Source organism: Phreatobacter aquiterrae (assembly GCF_053471285.1).
In genome coordinates this window covers 228,476-243,750 of sequence record NZ_JBJPHW010000005.1, presented here as the reverse complement: position 1 = coordinate 243,750, position 15,275 = coordinate 228,476, and the positions used below count along the sequence as shown (strand labels likewise).

16 protein-coding genes are annotated in these 15,275 nt (G+C 67.5%); 7 read left to right on the top strand and 9 right to left on the bottom strand.

From position 1 onward, the window contains the following. Window positions 1-32 precede the first annotated feature (32 nt). Entirely contained in the window at window positions 33-1,217 is a 1,185-nt protein-coding gene (metC, locus tag ACJ4V0_RS10260; RefSeq protein ID WP_448299472.1) for a cystathionine beta-lyase, read from the top strand. Here metC and ACJ4V0_RS10255 read toward each other — a convergent pair whose 3' ends face one another. Beyond that, complete coding sequence (locus ACJ4V0_RS10255) at window positions 1,218-2,087, bottom strand: phosphatase PAP2 family protein (protein WP_448299471.1); 870 nt, start codon at window positions 2,085-2,087, stop codon at window positions 1,218-1,220. A 115-nt stretch (window positions 2,088-2,202) separates the two neighbouring features. Here ACJ4V0_RS10255 and ACJ4V0_RS10250 point away from each other — a divergent pair, with 115 nt between their 5' ends. The 3 genes from ACJ4V0_RS10250 (at window position 2,203) to ACJ4V0_RS10240 (ending at window position 4,145) form a co-directional block, all read left to right on the top strand. After that, window positions 2,203-2,739, top strand: a complete 537-nt coding sequence (locus ACJ4V0_RS10250) for a VUT family protein (protein ID WP_448299470.1) — start codon at window positions 2,203-2,205, stop codon at window positions 2,737-2,739. Between the two features lie 107 nt (window positions 2,740-2,846). Then, entirely contained in the window at window positions 2,847-3,629 is a 783-nt protein-coding gene (locus ACJ4V0_RS10245; RefSeq protein ID WP_448299469.1) for an SDR family NAD(P)-dependent oxidoreductase, read from the top strand. Between the two features lie 111 nt (window positions 3,630-3,740). Then, window positions 3,741-4,145, top strand: coding sequence for a hypothetical protein (locus ACJ4V0_RS10240; protein ID WP_448299468.1), 405 nt, complete (start codon window positions 3,741-3,743; stop codon window positions 4,143-4,145). Window positions 4,146-4,149: 4 nt separating this feature from the next. On the opposite strand, the gene ACJ4V0_RS10235 is transcribed toward ACJ4V0_RS10240, so the two are convergent. The 6 genes from ACJ4V0_RS10235 to ACJ4V0_RS10210 all read right to left on the bottom strand — a co-directional run bounded on the left by ACJ4V0_RS10235 (window position 4,150) and on the right by ACJ4V0_RS10210 (window position 8,854). Beyond that, a complete protein-coding gene (locus tag ACJ4V0_RS10235; RefSeq protein ID WP_448299525.1) occupies window positions 4,150-4,983 on the bottom strand; it encodes a MerR family transcriptional regulator in 834 nt (277 codons plus the stop codon). A 125-nt stretch (window positions 4,984-5,108) separates the two neighbouring features. Beyond that, window positions 5,109-5,423 (bottom strand): integration host factor subunit alpha, encoded by a 315-nt coding sequence (locus ACJ4V0_RS10230; protein WP_448299467.1) that lies wholly within the window; start codon window positions 5,421-5,423, stop codon window positions 5,109-5,111. A 140-nt stretch (window positions 5,424-5,563) separates the two neighbouring features. Further along, on the bottom strand, window positions 5,564-6,541 hold the full coding sequence (locus ACJ4V0_RS10225; RefSeq protein WP_448299524.1) for a beta-ketoacyl-ACP synthase III: 978 nt from the start codon (window positions 6,539-6,541) through the stop codon (window positions 5,564-5,566). After that, a complete protein-coding gene (gene plsX / locus ACJ4V0_RS10220; RefSeq protein ID WP_448299466.1) occupies window positions 6,535-7,599 on the bottom strand; it encodes a phosphate acyltransferase PlsX in 1,065 nt (354 codons plus the stop codon). The genes ACJ4V0_RS10225 and plsX overlap by 7 nt, the downstream gene beginning before the upstream one ends. A gap of 137 nt (window positions 7,600-7,736) precedes the next feature. After that, a complete protein-coding gene (locus ACJ4V0_RS10215; protein WP_448299465.1) occupies window positions 7,737-8,291 on the bottom strand; it encodes a YceD family protein in 555 nt (184 codons plus the stop codon). Between the two features lie 23 nt (window positions 8,292-8,314). Further along, the gene (locus ACJ4V0_RS10210; protein WP_448299464.1) at window positions 8,315-8,854 is read right to left on the bottom strand and encodes a ubiquinol-cytochrome C chaperone family protein; all 540 of its coding nucleotides are present in this window, start codon (window positions 8,852-8,854) and stop codon (window positions 8,315-8,317) included. Window positions 8,855-8,987: 133 nt separating this feature from the next. Here ACJ4V0_RS10210 and ACJ4V0_RS10205 point away from each other — a divergent pair, with 133 nt between their 5' ends. After that, the gene (locus ACJ4V0_RS10205) at window positions 8,988-9,470 is read left to right on the top strand and encodes an outer membrane protein assembly factor BamE (RefSeq protein WP_448299463.1); all 483 of its coding nucleotides are present in this window, start codon (window positions 8,988-8,990) and stop codon (window positions 9,468-9,470) included. Window positions 9,471-9,665: 195 nt separating this feature from the next. On the opposite strand, the gene ACJ4V0_RS10200 is transcribed toward ACJ4V0_RS10205, so the two are convergent. Beyond that, entirely contained in the window at window positions 9,666-11,822 is a 2,157-nt protein-coding gene (locus ACJ4V0_RS10200; protein WP_448299462.1) for a sodium-translocating pyrophosphatase, read from the bottom strand. A 225-nt stretch (window positions 11,823-12,047) separates the two neighbouring features. Further along, on the bottom strand, window positions 12,048-13,259 hold the full coding sequence (locus ACJ4V0_RS10195) for an MFS transporter (protein ID WP_448299461.1): 1,212 nt from the start codon (window positions 13,257-13,259) through the stop codon (window positions 12,048-12,050). A 275-nt stretch (window positions 13,260-13,534) separates the two neighbouring features. Here ACJ4V0_RS10195 and ACJ4V0_RS10190 point away from each other — a divergent pair, with 275 nt between their 5' ends. Continuing rightward, complete coding sequence (locus tag ACJ4V0_RS10190) at window positions 13,535-14,644, top strand: NADH:flavin oxidoreductase/NADH oxidase (RefSeq protein WP_448299460.1); 1,110 nt, start codon at window positions 13,535-13,537, stop codon at window positions 14,642-14,644. A gap of 165 nt (window positions 14,645-14,809) precedes the next feature. Continuing rightward, window positions 14,810-15,265, top strand: a complete 456-nt coding sequence (aroQ, locus tag ACJ4V0_RS10185) for a type II 3-dehydroquinate dehydratase (RefSeq protein WP_448299459.1) — start codon at window positions 14,810-14,812, stop codon at window positions 15,263-15,265. The last annotated feature ends 10 nt before the right edge of the window (window positions 15,266-15,275 follow it).

Sequence of the window (15,275 nt, the reverse complement as noted above, 5' to 3'; positions counted from 1 at the left end):
TTCGACCGCACTCCCAACACTTCGAGGCAGGCATGGCTGGCCCTTCCGATCCCAAGCGCCTTTCCGAGCGCACGCGCCTCGTCCTCGGCGGCCGCCATCCGGCGGATCAATTCGGCTTCGTCAACACACCGATCTACCGGGGATCGACTGTCCTCTACCCGACCTACGAGGAACTGAAGACCCGCCGGCAGAAATTCGTTTATGGCACCAAGGGAACCCCCACGACGCGGGCGCTCGAAGAGGCCTGGACCGACATTTCCGGAGCGGCGGGCACCGTGCTTGTGCCCTCGGGCCTCGCCGCCATCGCCATCGCGCTGCAGTCGTGCCTCAAGGCCGGCGATCACATGCTGGTGACCGATTCCGTCTACCGGCCAACGCGCCAATATGCCGACAGCGTGCTGAAGCGCTTCGGCGTCGAGACGACCTATTACGACCCGCTCATCGGCGCGGGAATCGCCGCCCTGATGCGACCAAATACCACGGTCGTTTTCACCGAGGCGCCGGGATCGCAATCCTTCGAGATGCAGGACATTCCGGCGATCGCCGAGGCCGCCCATGCGAAGGGCGCGCTCATTGTCATGGACAACACCTGGGCGACGCCCCTCTACTTCCCGCCGCACGAGCGCGGTGCCGACATCGCCATCGAGGCGGGCACGAAGTATCTCGGCGGCCATTCCGACCTGCTGATGGGTCTGGTCACGGCGAACGAGAGGGCCTGGCCCGCCCTGAAGGAGACCTTCGACCTCACGGCCATCGGCGCCGGCCCGGAGGACTGCTTCCTGGCGCTCCGCGGTCTCCGAACCATGAAGCTGCGCCTCGACGAGGCCGGCCGCCAGGCGATGGCCATGGCCGAATGGCTCTCCGGGCGTCCCGAGGTGAAGACTGTCCTGCATCCCGCCTTCCCCTCCCATCCGGGCCACGCAATCTGGAAGCGCGACTTCAAAGGCGCGTCCGGCCTTTTCTCGGTCATCCTGCACCCCGTCTCCGAAAAGGCGCTGGCGGCTTTCCTGGACGGCCTGGAGCTCTTCGGCATGGGCTATTCGTGGGGCGGCTACGAGAGCCTCGTCGTACCGTTCGACTGCGCCCCCTACCGCACGGTCACGACCTGGAACCCGGGCGGCACGGCGTTGCGCTTCCAGATCGGCCTCGAGGACGTCGCCGATCTGCAGGCGGATCTTGCGGCGGGCTTCGACCGGATGAAGGCGGCGGGCGGATGATCAGGGCCGCAGGCGCCGGGCAATCTGTCCGAGCGCCTGCCGGACCCGTCGCCAGGGCATGGGAAACGGCCGCCGATCGGGGCCGGGGGCGAAGACGAGACCGCGGCGCGCGAACCAGTCGCGCGTCATGATGGTGAACCAGGCCCCCCAGAGCGAGCCGGCGACGATGTCGGTGAAATAGTGCGCGTCCACCGCGACGCGGCTGGTGGCCACGACGAGGGCCGCGGCGATCAACGGCTTTCGCCAGCGCGGAAACAGCGCCGCGAAGGCGAGCGCGATGGCGAAGGCCGTCTGGGAATGGCCCGACGGGAAGCTCGCATAGGACGCCTGCCAGCTCGGAAACTGGAAGTGCAGCGAACCGAACTCTTCGAAATAGCGCGGGCGGCCGCGAGCGATGATGCGCTTCACCGTCGTGACGATGAGACCCGAGCCGCCGACGGCAATGAAGACGAAGGCGAGACGCGCGACGAGCGACAGCATCAGCCGGTCGGCGAAGCTGCGCACCGGCGGCGCGACAGCGAGAATCACCAGGATCATCACGCCGCTCGGGATGAGCACCCAGCCGGACCTGCCGACATCGGTCACCATTTCCCAGAAGACTGCGGTGGATCCCGACAGGGAGCCGCGAAGCCCCTGGAGGACCGGGTCGACGTAGGCCATGCCCGCCAGAACAAGCGCCAAACCGATCAACGCCGCGCTGAACCTCTCGGCCCAGTTGTCGAACAGCCTGAGGCCGGGAGCGGCATTGGGGCGGACCGGCCGGCCGAGCCTCGCGATGGCTGCGGAGACGATGCGGCCGAAGGCATCGAGCCAGCCGCGCAACGCCGGCGGCCGGTCGGTCGACACGGAGGGTTCGGTCGAGGGAGTCATGGCCTCCCTCTAGGACATTCCCGCCGACCGGTCACGCCCCATGCCGAAAAGGGCGTGACCCGACGCGTCCCAGCGTCTAGACAGCCGCCTCCCTGCCTTTGCGAACGACAAGTCCATGCTGCGCTTCATGTCTCTTCTCGCCTTCGTCGCCACCATTCCGACGGCCAACTGGCTCATCGGCAATCTCGGCACGACCTGCGTACCGGGAGGCCCGTGCCTCATCCCCGTGGGCTTCGGACTGATGGCGCCGAGCGGGGTTCTCATGATCGGTCTTGCACTGGTGCTGCGTGATGTCGTCCAGCGCCAGCTCGGCCTCGCCTGGGCCCTGGCAGGTATCGCCGTGGGAGCGGGCCTGTCGTGGTTCGTCGCGCCCCCTGCCCTCGCCCTGGCCTCGGCGGCCGCCTTCCTGTTCTCCGAACTCGCAGACACCGCCGTCTATACGCCGCTGGCGCGCCGGCGCCTGATCTCCGCCGTCCTCGCCTCGAGCCTGGTCGGGACCATCATCGACAGTACGCTATTCCTCTGGCTCGCCTTTGGTTCGGTCTCGCTGCTGCCCGGCATGGTTCTCGGCAAGGTCTGGATGGTGGCGATGGCGACTGCGGTGCTGTGGATCCTCCGCCGTCGCGACGAGACCGTACCGAACAGGGTTTGACCTCCGGGTGGCCCATCGTGCGCGCCTCTCTCGCACGACGGAATTGACGACACCGCCCGCCGGCGGGTCGGATGGACCTCCGCGAGAAGCGACAGCGAGGACCCTCCATGCCCGACCTTTTCGATCTCTCCGGCCGCGTGGCCATCGTCACCGGCGGCAATGGCGGCATCGGGCTCGGCATGGCGGAGGCGCTTGCCGGCGCCGGCTGCACTGTCTCGGTCTGGGGTCGCAACGTCGCGAAGAACGAAGGGGCCGTGGCGCGTCTGCGGGCCCTCGGCGCCACGGCGTCCGCTCAGGTCTGCGACGTGGCGGACCGATCGTCCGTCGAGGCGGCCTTCGCCGCGACACTCAAGGACCACGGGCGGGTCGATGGCGTCTTCGCCAATGCCGGCATCACGGGACAGAACAAGGGTCCCTTCGTCGACCGCGACATGGATGACTGGCGGCGCGTCATGACCGCCAACGTCGAGGGTGTCGCGCACTGCTTCCAGGTTGCCGCAAGGCACATGGTCGAACGGGCGAAAGCAGGAGATCCCTTCGGCCGGCTGGTGGCGACATCGAGCGTCGCCTCGATCGAGGGCGCCGCCTACAACGAGCACTACGGGGCCTCCAAGGGTGCTGTGAACTCCTTTGTCCGCGCCATCGCGGTGGAACTCGCCCGCCACGGGATCACAGCGAACACCGTTCTCCCCGGCTGGATCGCGACCGACATGACGGCGAAGGCGCTTGGCGACGAGAAATTCGTCAAGGCCGTCGCGCCACGCATCCCGGCGCGGCGATTCGGTGCACCGGCGGATTTCGGCGGCATCGCGGTCTATCTGATGAGCGGCGCGTCCAGCTACCAGACCGGCCAGACACTCGTGATCGACGGCGGCTACAGCATCTTCTGACGGGGTGCGTCCCTGCCACCCGGACTCGACCTGCCGCATCGTCAGGTGGTCTTGCCGCCCGGTGCCTTGTCGCAGCACACTGGCGTCGAATGCTGCGGGACGGATATCGCCATGCAACTCACGACGCGCTTCAGACCCCGGATCGGCGGATGGATCGGCATCGGCATTGTCCTGCTGCTGCCGCCCGCCATCGGCGCCGCCTATGTCGGCGCCTTCAACGCCACGAGCTTCGAGGACCGCAACCTGCTGTGGCAGGTGACAATCGCTCTCAGCCTGCTCATTCCGGTGGGACCCCTGCTGATCCTGTTCGGTGGGGAATTCGTGACACGGCCGGATCCCGAGGCCTTGGCCCGGGTCGACAAGATCATTTCGGAACTCGAATTCGCCAACCAGCAGGCCGGGGAACTCGATCGCAGCCTGTCGCCGGTCCGGGACGTGGCCGATCACATGCGCCGGCGCATCGAGGAGGCCGCCCATGCGCCTCCACCGCCACCCCAGCCGTCGTGGCGCCGGTAGGGCGTCAGCGCCCGTCGAAGGCTTCGTCGAGACGCTTGCGGCACTCAAGGAGTTCGTAGAGGGCCGCCTGGAGCCGACGGACGTCGTCGATGGCGAGCCCCCTGACGACGGGAGCCGCCGGGTCGGCTGCCACCGGTGCGACGCCGCGCCCGCGCGCCGACGGCATGGCGTCATGCGCCTCGATCACCGGCTGGACGGGCCGCACAGCAGCGGCGGGAACGGGAAACGGCGCGCCCTTCGGTTGGGAATGGAACGAGACCTCGGCGCGGGCAGCGGGCCCGGCCGCCGGAATCACCGGCCCGGATGATGCGCCGGCCAGATGCCTCACCGCCGGGAGATCGAGAGGTTCGTCCTCGTCGTCGGCCTCGTCCACCTCGGTGACATGCTGATGCGGGCCGACGGCCGGCTCATGCTGTCGGACGGCCTGAGAGGCCGGAAACGCCGGATGACCGGCCTGGGGCGCCGCCAGCGACACGACGGCGCCGCCCTCGTGCGCCAGCGGAGGCGCACGGTCCAGCGGGTCGATGATCTCGGGACCCCTGGGCTTCTGGAGGCCTGCAGCCCCATCGCCGCGTCCGAGGGCCTGGATGGCCTTGACGCCGCTTTCCTTGATGATCCGCTGCACGCCGCGGATCGTGTAGCCCTCGCCATAGAGAAGATGGCGGATCCCCTTCAGGAGATCGATGTCTTCCGGGCGGTAGTAGCGACGCCCGCCGCCACGCTTCAGCGGCCTGATCTGCCCGAAGCGCGTCTCCCAGAAGCGGAGAACGTGCTGCGGCAGATCGAGGTCGTCGGCAACCTCGCTGATCGTGCGATATGCGTCGGGGGCCTTGTCCACCATCAATCCGGTTCGTGTGAGGGAGCCCGCAGGTCGCGCCATCGGGCCGCGAGACGGTGGCGGATTCGTGGCAGACCTGCAATGGCGTTTGACCCAACGTCAGCGGATTGAAGCCCTCGCCCGCTTCAGTCCTTCAGGCCTTCGTGGCTCTGGCCGTTGATCTTGGCCTTCAGGATATTGGACGGCTTGAACACCATCACCCGGCGCGGGGCGATGGGCACTTCCTGTCCCGTCTTCGGGTTGCGCCCGATGCGCTCGCCCTTCGAGCGGACGATGAACGAGCCGAAGGAGGACAGCTTCACCGTCTCGCCGTCGGCGAGGCAATCCGTCATTTCCTTCAGCACCAGTTCGACGAGCTGGGCGGACTCGGTCCGCGACAGCCCCACCTTCTGGTAGACGGCTTCGCAAAGATCAGCGCGCGTGACGGTTTTGCCCGCCATGTCGACCCCCAACACATCCCCTGGACACGGCGGCATTCTCCGGTCCGCATCCCCCGACAACCGCTCTTATCACTCTGATTTTGCTATCACTATGGGCTTGCCAAGCATCGGTCAACCCATTCGAGGCCGAACTTCGCCGATCACCAGCGGATCAGCGCGGACCCCCAGGTGAATCCGCCGCCCATCGCCTCCAGCATCACCAGATGGCCCCGCTGGATCCGGCCGTCCCGAACCGCGACGTCGAGGGCGAGCGGAATCGAGGCGGCAGAGGTGTTGCCATGCCTGTCGACGGTGATGACGACCTTGCCGGGGGTGATCTTCAGCTTCTCGGCGGAAGCGTCGATGATCCGCTTGTTCGCCTGGTGCGGCACGAACCAGTCGAGATCCTCAGACGTGGTGCCGGTGGCGGCATAGGCGTCGTTCATGACGTCGGTGATCATGCCGACCGCATGCTTGAAGACCTCGCGGCCCTCCATGCGCAGATGACCCGTGGTCTGGGTCAGCGAGGGGCCGCCATCGACGTAGAGCTTGTTGGTGTGGCGGCCATCGGAGCGCAGATGCGCCGTCAGCAAGCCTCTCCCGGCCAGCCCGTCCGGCTGCTCCTGCGCCTCCAGAACGATGGCGCCGGCGCCATCGCCGAAGAGCACGCAGGTGGTGCGGTCGGTCCAGTCGAGAATCCGCGAGAACGTCTCCGCGCCGATGACGAGCGCCCGCTTGTGGCTGCCGGACATGAGGAACTTGTCGGCCGTCGACAAGGCGAAGATGAAGCCCGAGCAGACCGCCTGCAGATCGAAGGCGCAGCCATGGTGGATGCCGAGTCGGTCCTGGATCGCTGTGGCGCTTGCTGGAAAGGTGCGGTCGGGCGTCGATGTCGCCAGGATGATGAGGTCGATGTCCTGAGCGTCGAGACCGGCGGATGCGAGCGCGGCCTGCGCCGCGTTCAGACCAAGGTCGGACGTGGTTTCACCCTCGGCGGCGATGTGCCGCTGGCGAATTCCGGAACGCTGCACGATCCACTCGTCGGAGGTATCGACGAGGGTCGAAAGCTCGGCATTGGTCATGACGCGTGCGGGCAGATAGCTGCCCACCCCGCGCACCACGGAACGAAGTGTCACGATGCGGCCTCAAGGGGAGCGACCGGGGGGAGCGGCCGCGCTGCGTGGTAGGCGTCGAGCATGGAGCGGATCTTCGACTGGAGGTCGTATCGCGCCATGTCATAGGCAAGGTCGACGGCGCTGGCGAAGCCGAGGGGATCGGTGCCGCCATGGCTCTTGATAACGACTCCGTTGAGGCCGAGGAAGACGGCTCCGTTGCTCTTGCGCGGATCCATCTTCTCACGGAGCGTGGAGAAGGCGTTGCGGGCCAGGAGATAGCCGAGCCTGGCGCGCCACGTCCGGGACATGGCCGAACGGAGATACTCGCCGATCTGCTTGGCGGTTCCCTCGCCGGTCTTCAGCGCGATATTCCCGGTGAAGCCCTCGGTGACGATGACGTCCGTCACGCCCTTGCCGATGTCGTCGCCCTCGACGAAGCCGCGGTAATCGAGGCCGGCGAGGTCGGCCTCACGCAGGATCTGCCCAGCCTCGCGAATGAACTCGAGACCCTTCACCTCCTCGACCCCGATGTTCAACAGGCCGACGGTCGGCCGCTCGAGATCGAAGACGACGCGCGCCATCGCCGCGCCCATCAGGGCCATGTCGACCAGTGCATTGGCATCGGCGCCGATCGAGGCGCCCATGTCGAGGACGATGGATTCGCCGCGCAATGTCGGCCACAGGGCCGCAAGCGCCGGTCGCCCGACCCCGTCCATGGTCTTCAGGTTGAAGGCCGCCATGGCCATCAGCGCGCCGGTATTGCCAGCCGAGACGGCAGCCGCGGCACGGCCGAACTTCACCTCGTCCATGGCCTTCCACATCGACGAGACGCGGCGGCCATAGCGCAGCGCCTTCGACGGCTTGTCGTCCATGCGGATCGCGACATCGGCGTGAACGACCTGCGAATGCGCCCTGACCCGCGGATTGGCGGCCAGCAGCGGCGTGATCTGGCGTTCGTCGCCCACCAGCACGAACTCGATGTCGCCGTGCCGCGAGAGGGCGATCTCTGCACCCGGAACGACGACGGAGGGACCGAAGTCGCCCCCCATCACATCGAGCGCCAGCCTGACCTTCTCGGACATGCACCAATCCGTAAGAGGGGCGCCGTGCGCCTCGAACCATGGGTGGCTCATCGACGGACAGCGCGGGGAGCGGGGACAATAGCGTCTGGCACCGCCTGCACAAGAGGCAGGCCCGCTGGAACGATTGCGGCGACTGTTTAGGTGTCGCGCTTCAGTTTGGAAAGCCCTGCCAACTTGGAAAGCCCTGCGAACGGCGAGGCCTCCGCCCCGGCGGAGGGCGCATCGAAGCTGCTGTCGGGCTTGCGTGGATAGGGATCGACGCCGAGTGCGAGGAATTCGGCCGCGATCGCGGCGGCATCGATCACCCCGCCCACCAGCGGGTCATCGGCGGCGACCGAGGCGTCGATCGACAGGCCATCCTCCTCGTCGTGCACGAGATGCGGTTTGAGCTTCTCCTCGGGTCGGAACGTCGCCTCGACCTCTTCATCGATGCTGCTGGTCATCGGCTCGAGCGTGACGACGCAGGTCTGCCCGACCTCGGCGCGCACGCGTCCGCTCACCGCCAGACCATCGCCGCGATAGGGTTTCACGTGAAGGTCGACATCCATGGCCGCGATGGCCTCCACGCCGATGAACAGGGCGAAGGCCGCCAGATCAGCGGCCGAAAGGTCGTGGCGGCGGATGTGCAGGCCCGACGGCGGTACGTCGGCCAGGCGCACCGGCCAGCGCGGCAGCCCGGCCGGCGAGCCCAATCCACCCTGTGCATCGCTTCGGCTCATGATCCTTCTCCCTTCGGGACGGTCGGGAATGGGAGGTTGCCGGCAAGGAACGATTCGTAGGGGCTCGCGGCAAAGGCCGCGGCCGCCTGACGAACATAGGCTGCGAGCGCCGATGCATCCCGGCCCGGATCGGCGAGGACGTTGCGGGCCAGCGCATCCCGCAATGCGCCCCCCTCACCCGACGCCAGCCCCTCGTCATAGGCCTGCACCCGTCCGTAGAACGCTTCGCCCATCTGACGGATCTTCCTCGGCACCTTGGTGTCCGCGACCCCGAGCTCGCGCAGGCCGCGGTCGAAATCGAGAAACAGGAGGTCGAAGAGCGCCTGCCCGAGTTCCCGGCGTTCCTCGCTCTCCTCCTTCAGTCGGTAGAGCACCAGGAAGGCGTGTAGCACCACCATCTCGAAGCGGCCCTGCATCGTATCCGGCACGCCGTGATCGCTGTAGAAGAGCGGATTGCGCGCCTGCGCCACGATGGCGCCGTAAAGCGTGCCAATGGTCTCGTCGTTCTTCTTCCGCCGAAACAGGCCCAGAATCATCGGGCTCCCCGCCTTCGGGTTGAAATGGTTGCGGACGGGAGTTAAGTCATCGCGCCGCCGCGTTCAAGCGATCGGCGCCCGCCCTCTCCGGCGGCATCGGGATTGAGAAGGTCGGCCACGAATGATCCGCGTCATGTCACCTCCCGCCAAGGCCGTGCTGGTCGCTGGATTTGCGACTCTCCTGGCGGCCTGTTCGCAGGGTCCCTCCGTGTCGTCGCTGACGCCGAGCCTGCCGACCCCGACGCAGTTCCGGCTGGGCGACACCTTCAACCGGGGTTACGTCATCTCGGATGAGGCGCTGGCCCAGGTCAAGGAAGGCAACAGCCAGGACCAGGTGATGATCGCCCTCGGCACGCCGACGACGATCTCGACCATCAACGGCGACGTCTTCTACTACATCTCCGAGAAGCAGACCCGCACCTTCACCTTCCAGCAGCCGCGGACGGTGGAGCGCAACGTCATGGCGATCTATTTCAACGCCCAGCGCAAGGTCGAGCGGGTCGCCAACTACGGCCTGCAGGACGGCAAGGTGTTCGACTTCATCTCGCGCTCGACCGTCACGGGTGGCGAGGAATCGAACCTTCTGCGCCAGATCATCCAGGGTCCGCGTACCTGATCCGGCAGCCGTTGCGGCCGTGACGACAGCCCCGCTCCGGCGGGGCTTTTTCGTTCGGGGCCAGGGACCGGTGCCTCTTGATCGTCGGTCGTCCAGCGCCGCTCCCCGCTTCATTCATCCAGCCGCGCATGGCTGAAAAAGAAAAACCCCGCGGGAGCGATCCCGCGGGGCTTCTCGTTTCCGGTGAGTTGGGTCTCAGTGGGCGAGGATCGCCAGCAGCAGCAGCGCCACGATGTTGCAGATCTTGATGGCCGGGTTCACGGCGGGTCCCGCCGTGTCCTTGTAGGGGTCGCCGACGGTATCGCCGGTGACCGAGGCCTTGTGGGCCTCCGAGCCCTTCAGGTGGGTGACGCCGTCCTTGTCGACGAAGCCGTCCTCGAAGCTCTTCTTGGCGTTGTCCCAGGCGCCGCCGCCCGAAGTCATCGAGATGGCGACGAAGAGGCCGTTGACGATGACGCCGAGCAGCGAGGCGCCGAGCGCCGCGAAGGCAGACGACTTCGAGCCCGAGATGGCCAGCACGGAGAAGTAGGCGACCAGCGGTGCGAGCACCGGCAGCAGCGAGGGGATGATCATCTCCTTGATCGCCGCCTTGGTCAGCATGTCGACGGCGCGGGCATAATCCGGCTTGTCGGTGCCGGCCATGATGCCGGGCTTCTCCTTGAACTGGCGGCGGACCTCTTCCACGACCGAGCCGGCGGCGCGGCCGACGGCGGTCATGGCGATGCCGCCGAACAGGTAGGGAATGAGGCCGCCGAAGATCAGACCGGCGACGACATAGGGGTCCGACAGGTCGAAGGTGACCGGCGTCATGCCCTTGAAGTAGCCATAGACGGTCGAGCCCGCCTTGTTGGCCTCGGTGATGAAGTAGTTGAGGTCGTAGCTGTAGGCCGCGAAGAGCACGAGGGCGCCGAGACCGGCCGAACCGATGGCGTAGCCCTTGGTGACCGCCTTGGTGGTGTTGCCGACGGCGTCGAGGGCGTCCGTCGAGTGACGGACTTCCTTCGGCAGGCCCGCCATCTCGGCGATGCCGCCGGCATTGTCGGTGACGGGGCCGAAGGCGTCGAGCGCGACGATCATGCCGGCGAGGCCCAGCATGGTGGTGACCGCGATCGCGGTGCCGAACAGGCCGGCGAGCTGGAAGGTGGAGATGATGCCGCCGACGATGACGAGAGCCGGAAGCGCCGTCGATTCCAGCGAGACCGCGAGGCCCTGGATGACGTTGGTGCCGTGGCCGGTGACCGAAGCCTGGGCGATCGACACCACCGGGCGCTTGCCCGTGGCGGTGTAGTATTCGGTGATCCAGACGATGAGGCCGGTGACGACGAGACCGATGAGGCCGCAGGCGAACAGCGCCGAGCCGGTGATGGCCTTGCCGCCCACCGTGCCGATGACACCCCAGCCGGTGACCAACTGCGTCGCGATGGCGAGGCCACCGATCGACAGGACGCCGGTGACGATGAGGCCCTTGTACAGCGCGCCCATGATCGAGTTGTTGGCGCCGAGCTTCACGAAGAAGGTGCCGGCGATGGAGGTGACGATGCAGACCGCGCAGATGGCGAGCGGATAGATCAGGGCGGACTCCAGCGCCGGCGTGCCGGCGAAGAAGATGGCGGCGAGGACCATGGTGGCCACAACCGTCACAGCATAGGTCTCGAACAGGTCGGCGGCCATGCCGGCGCAGTCGCCGACATTGTCACCCACGTTGTCGGCGATGGTCGCCGGGTTGCGCGGATCATCCTCCGGGATGCCGGCCTCGACCTTGCCGACGAGGTCGGCGCCGACGTCGGCGCCCTTGGTGAAGATGCCGCCGCCGAGACGGGCGAAGATGGAGATCAGCGAGGCGCCGAAACCGAGGGCCACGAGGCCGTCGATCACCGTGCGGCTGGTCGGGGCAAGGCCGCCGGGACCGGTCAGGGCCCAGAAATAGACGGCGACGCCGAGGAGCGCGAGGCCGGCGACGAGCAGGCCGGTGACCGCGCCCGCCTTGAAGGCGATGTCGAGACCGGCCGCAAGCGACTTGGAGGCAGCCTGCGCCGTGCGCACATTGGCGCGCACCGAGACGTTCATGCCGATGAAGCCGGCAGCACCCGAGAGGACAGCGCCGATCAGGAAGCCGATCGCCACCGTCGTACCGAGCAGGTAGCCGACGAGCAGGAGGATGACAGCGCCCACGATGGCAATGGTGATGTACTGGCGCTTCAGATAGGCGGAGGCGCCCTCTGCGATCGCTCCGGCGATCTCCTGCATGCGGGCGGAACCCGCATCGGCCGCCAGCAGCGACTTGGTCGCCCACGCTCCATAGACCACGGACAGAAGTCCGCAGCCGATGATGACCCATAGCGCTGTATTCATGGACACGTTCCTCTTGCCCGTCGGTCCGCAGGGACCGGCGCCCGGCTCATGACCGGTTCTTGTTGCCTTGCTCGGAGCGGCTGGAACGGACGGAGGTCCATTCAGCCACGAGTCGGACGCTTTTCTGCCAAAGTCCCGGCCCCGAAGCAACGGATGGGTGGCCTGCCGCGCTCGGTCTTTAGACGGTCATGCCGCTTTTTCGCGCCTTTTCGGGCAACAAGGCGCTCAGGCCGTCGCGATCCTCTTGCGCGAGCCCATCGCCAGCGCGACCGCGGCGATCGCGACGATGGGGAACACCACCCAGTTGACCATGTCCCAGCCATAGGTCGTGACGATCTGCCCGGACGAGAACGAGCCGATGGCCATCACGCCGAAGACGCAGAAATCGTTGACCGACTGGACGCGCGTGCGCTCCTCGGGCCGGGCGGTGTCGGCCACCATCGCGCTGGCGCCGATGTAGCCGAAGTTCCACCCCAGCCCGAGCAAGATGAGAGCGGCGTAGAAGTGCGGCACGGTGATGCCGAGGAGCGCGACGACGGCAGAAACCGCGGTGAGCGCGAGCCCAAGCGCCACGACCCGCGGGGCGCCGTAACGCGTGATGAGGCTGCCAGTGAAGAAGCTCGGCGCATACATCGCGATGACGTGCCACTGGATGCCGTAGGCGGCATCGTCGATCGAGTGGTTGCACCCGATCATGGCCAGCGGCGCCGCGGTCATGACGAAGTTCATCAGCATGTAGGTCGCCGCGCCGCAGATGACGGCGGTGACGAAGGCGCGGTCTCGGAAATAGGCGGAGGTCGGTCGCGCGATGGTGCCGGCGGGCGGCGCCTTCGGCTTCGGGATGTCGATGAAGGAAATGATGACGCCGGCAATCAGCGCCACCACGGCCTGGCCGATATAGGTGCCGGCGAAGAGGACCGGCGGCAGCGCCTCCTTGGTCCAGACGACGAGCTGCGGTCCGACGACGCCGGCGATGACGCCGCCCGTCATGACCCACGCGATCGCCTTGGGGCGGAAGGCATCGGTGGCGGTGTCGGCGGCGGCAAAGCGATAGCTCTGCGCCGCCGAGGCGTAGAAGCCGGCCGAGAAGGTCGCGAGGCAGAAGATGGGAAAACTGGCGAGGGTGACGCCGAGATAGCCGAACAGGCCGGTCAGCATGCCGGCGCCGGTGGCGATCTGGTAGGCCGTGCGGCGGCCGTAGCGGCGCACCAGCATGCCGACGGGCAGCGATGCCGCGGCAAGGCCCACCACGAAGATCGAGATCGGCAGGGTCGCCAGCGACCGGACGGGGGCGAGCTGAGCGCCGACGATGGCGCCGGTGGCGAACATCACTGTCGTGTTGGCGCCGGCCAGCGCGGTGGCGAGGGCCAGGATGAAGGCGTTGCGCCTTGCGAGACGGTCGCCGCTGGACAGGACGTCGGGGGTGGTGCTGGTCATGGCGGCGCTATCATCGGGACCGGAGAAGGACCTCTCCGTCCGGGCGCCGGCTGGAGGTGAGACGTCTCCCGATCCGGCCGCCGGGAGAACGGGCGCTTCCATTAGCCGCATTTGCTCACATTCGCCACCGGCGATATGCGCCGAGGCCTGCGCCGGGCTCATGCGCACCATGCGAAGCGCTGGTCGGGCCTTGGCAGACGAGACCTGCGCGCCAGGTGCTTGCAGCGGCACGTCTGCCCGGGTCCCCTGCCATCCTGTCCTTTCACGAGATCCTCATGAGCCAGCTCTTCTCTCCCTTCGCCATCGGCCCCGTGACCCTGCCGAACCGGATCGTCGTGGCGCCGATGTGCCAGTACTCGGCCGATGACGGGTGCATGAACGACTGGCACCTCCAGCATCTGATGAGCCTCGCCATGTCGGGGGCTGGCCTCGTCGTGGTCGAGGCGACGGCGGTCGAGCGTCTCGGACGGATCACCCATGGCTGCGTCGGGCTCTACAACGATGCCAACGAGCGGGCGCTGAAGCGCGTGCTCGACGCGGCGCGTGCCGTGGCCCTGCCCGGCACGAAGTTCGGCATCCAGATTGGCCACGCCGGCCGCAAGGCTTCGTCGGAGCGCCCCTGGGAGGGCGGGCTCGCGCTGAAGGACAATGCCGACCCCTGGCCGACCGTCGCGGCCTCCGCCATCCCCTTTGACGAGGGCTGGCACATGCCGCGCGAAATGACCGGTCAGGACATGATGCGCATCGCGGCCGCCTTCGTGCAGACGGCGGAGCGAGCCGTTCGCATCGGTTTCGACGCCGTCGAACTGCACATGGCCCATGGATACCTGCTGCACAACGTCATGAGCCCGCTCTCCAACACCCGCACCGACGGGTTCGGTGGCAGCCGTGACAACCGCTTCGCCTGGCCATTGTCCATCGCTACCGCCGTGAAGGCGGCGCTGCCCGCCTCCATTGCCCTGGGCGCGCGGATCACCGGCCAGGACTGGACGGAGGACGGACTGCAGGTTGCGGACGCCGTGGCGCTGGCGAGCGACCTGAAGTCTGTCGGCCTCGACTTCGTCTGCGTGTCGTCGGGCGGCATCACCCCGCGCGTGCGCGTGCAGGTGAAGCCGGGCTACCAGGTGCCCTTCGCCGAGGCGGTGAAGACGGGGTCGGGGATCGCGACGCGTGCCGTCGGGCTGATCAACACGGCGCGACAGGCCGAGGACATCATCGCCGGCGGTGCTGCCGACATGGTGGCCATCGGCCGCGGCCTGCTCGACAACCCACGCTGGGGCTGGCACGCGGCCGAGGAACTCGGCGCCGAAATCCCCTACCCACCGCAATACGCCCGCGTGGTGAAGAGGCTCTGGCCGGGAGCGGCGCTGGCGCGGCCGAAATAGACGCCGACTCCCGCCGTCCACACCCGTCTCTTTGCTTCCGGCGCGCATGCGCCTATAAGGGCGCGCCCGTGAGGTCTTCCGGCCTGACGGGACGCAGCCGATTCTGTGGTCCGGCGGACCCTGATCGCGACACGGACCCTTGAAACGGATCCAAGACCCCGGCGCATGAGCACCGTCCTCATCCTCAACGGCCCCAATCTGAACCTTCTCGGCACCCGCGAGCCGGCGATCTACGGATCGACGACGCTGGCCGATGTGGAGGGGCTGTGCCGCGACGAGGCCGCCAAGCACGGTTTGACCTCCGATTTCCGTCAATCCAATCACGAGGGCGTCCTCGTCGACTGGATTCACGAGGCGGGTCGCGCCCATGCCGCGGACACGCTGAAGGGCGTGGTGTTCAACGCGGGCGCCTACACACACACCTCTCTCGCCCTCGCCGATGCCGTTCGCGGCACCGGCGTGCCGATGATCGAGGTGCACATCACCAATGTCCACGCCCGCGAGGCGTTCCGGCATCATTCCTTCCTGTCACCCGTCGCGCGCGGCATCATCGTGGGGCTCGGCCCCATGGGTTATGCGCTCGCCATCGCCGCCGTTGCGGCGTTTCCGGCCAGGGCGTGAGCGGTCCCCG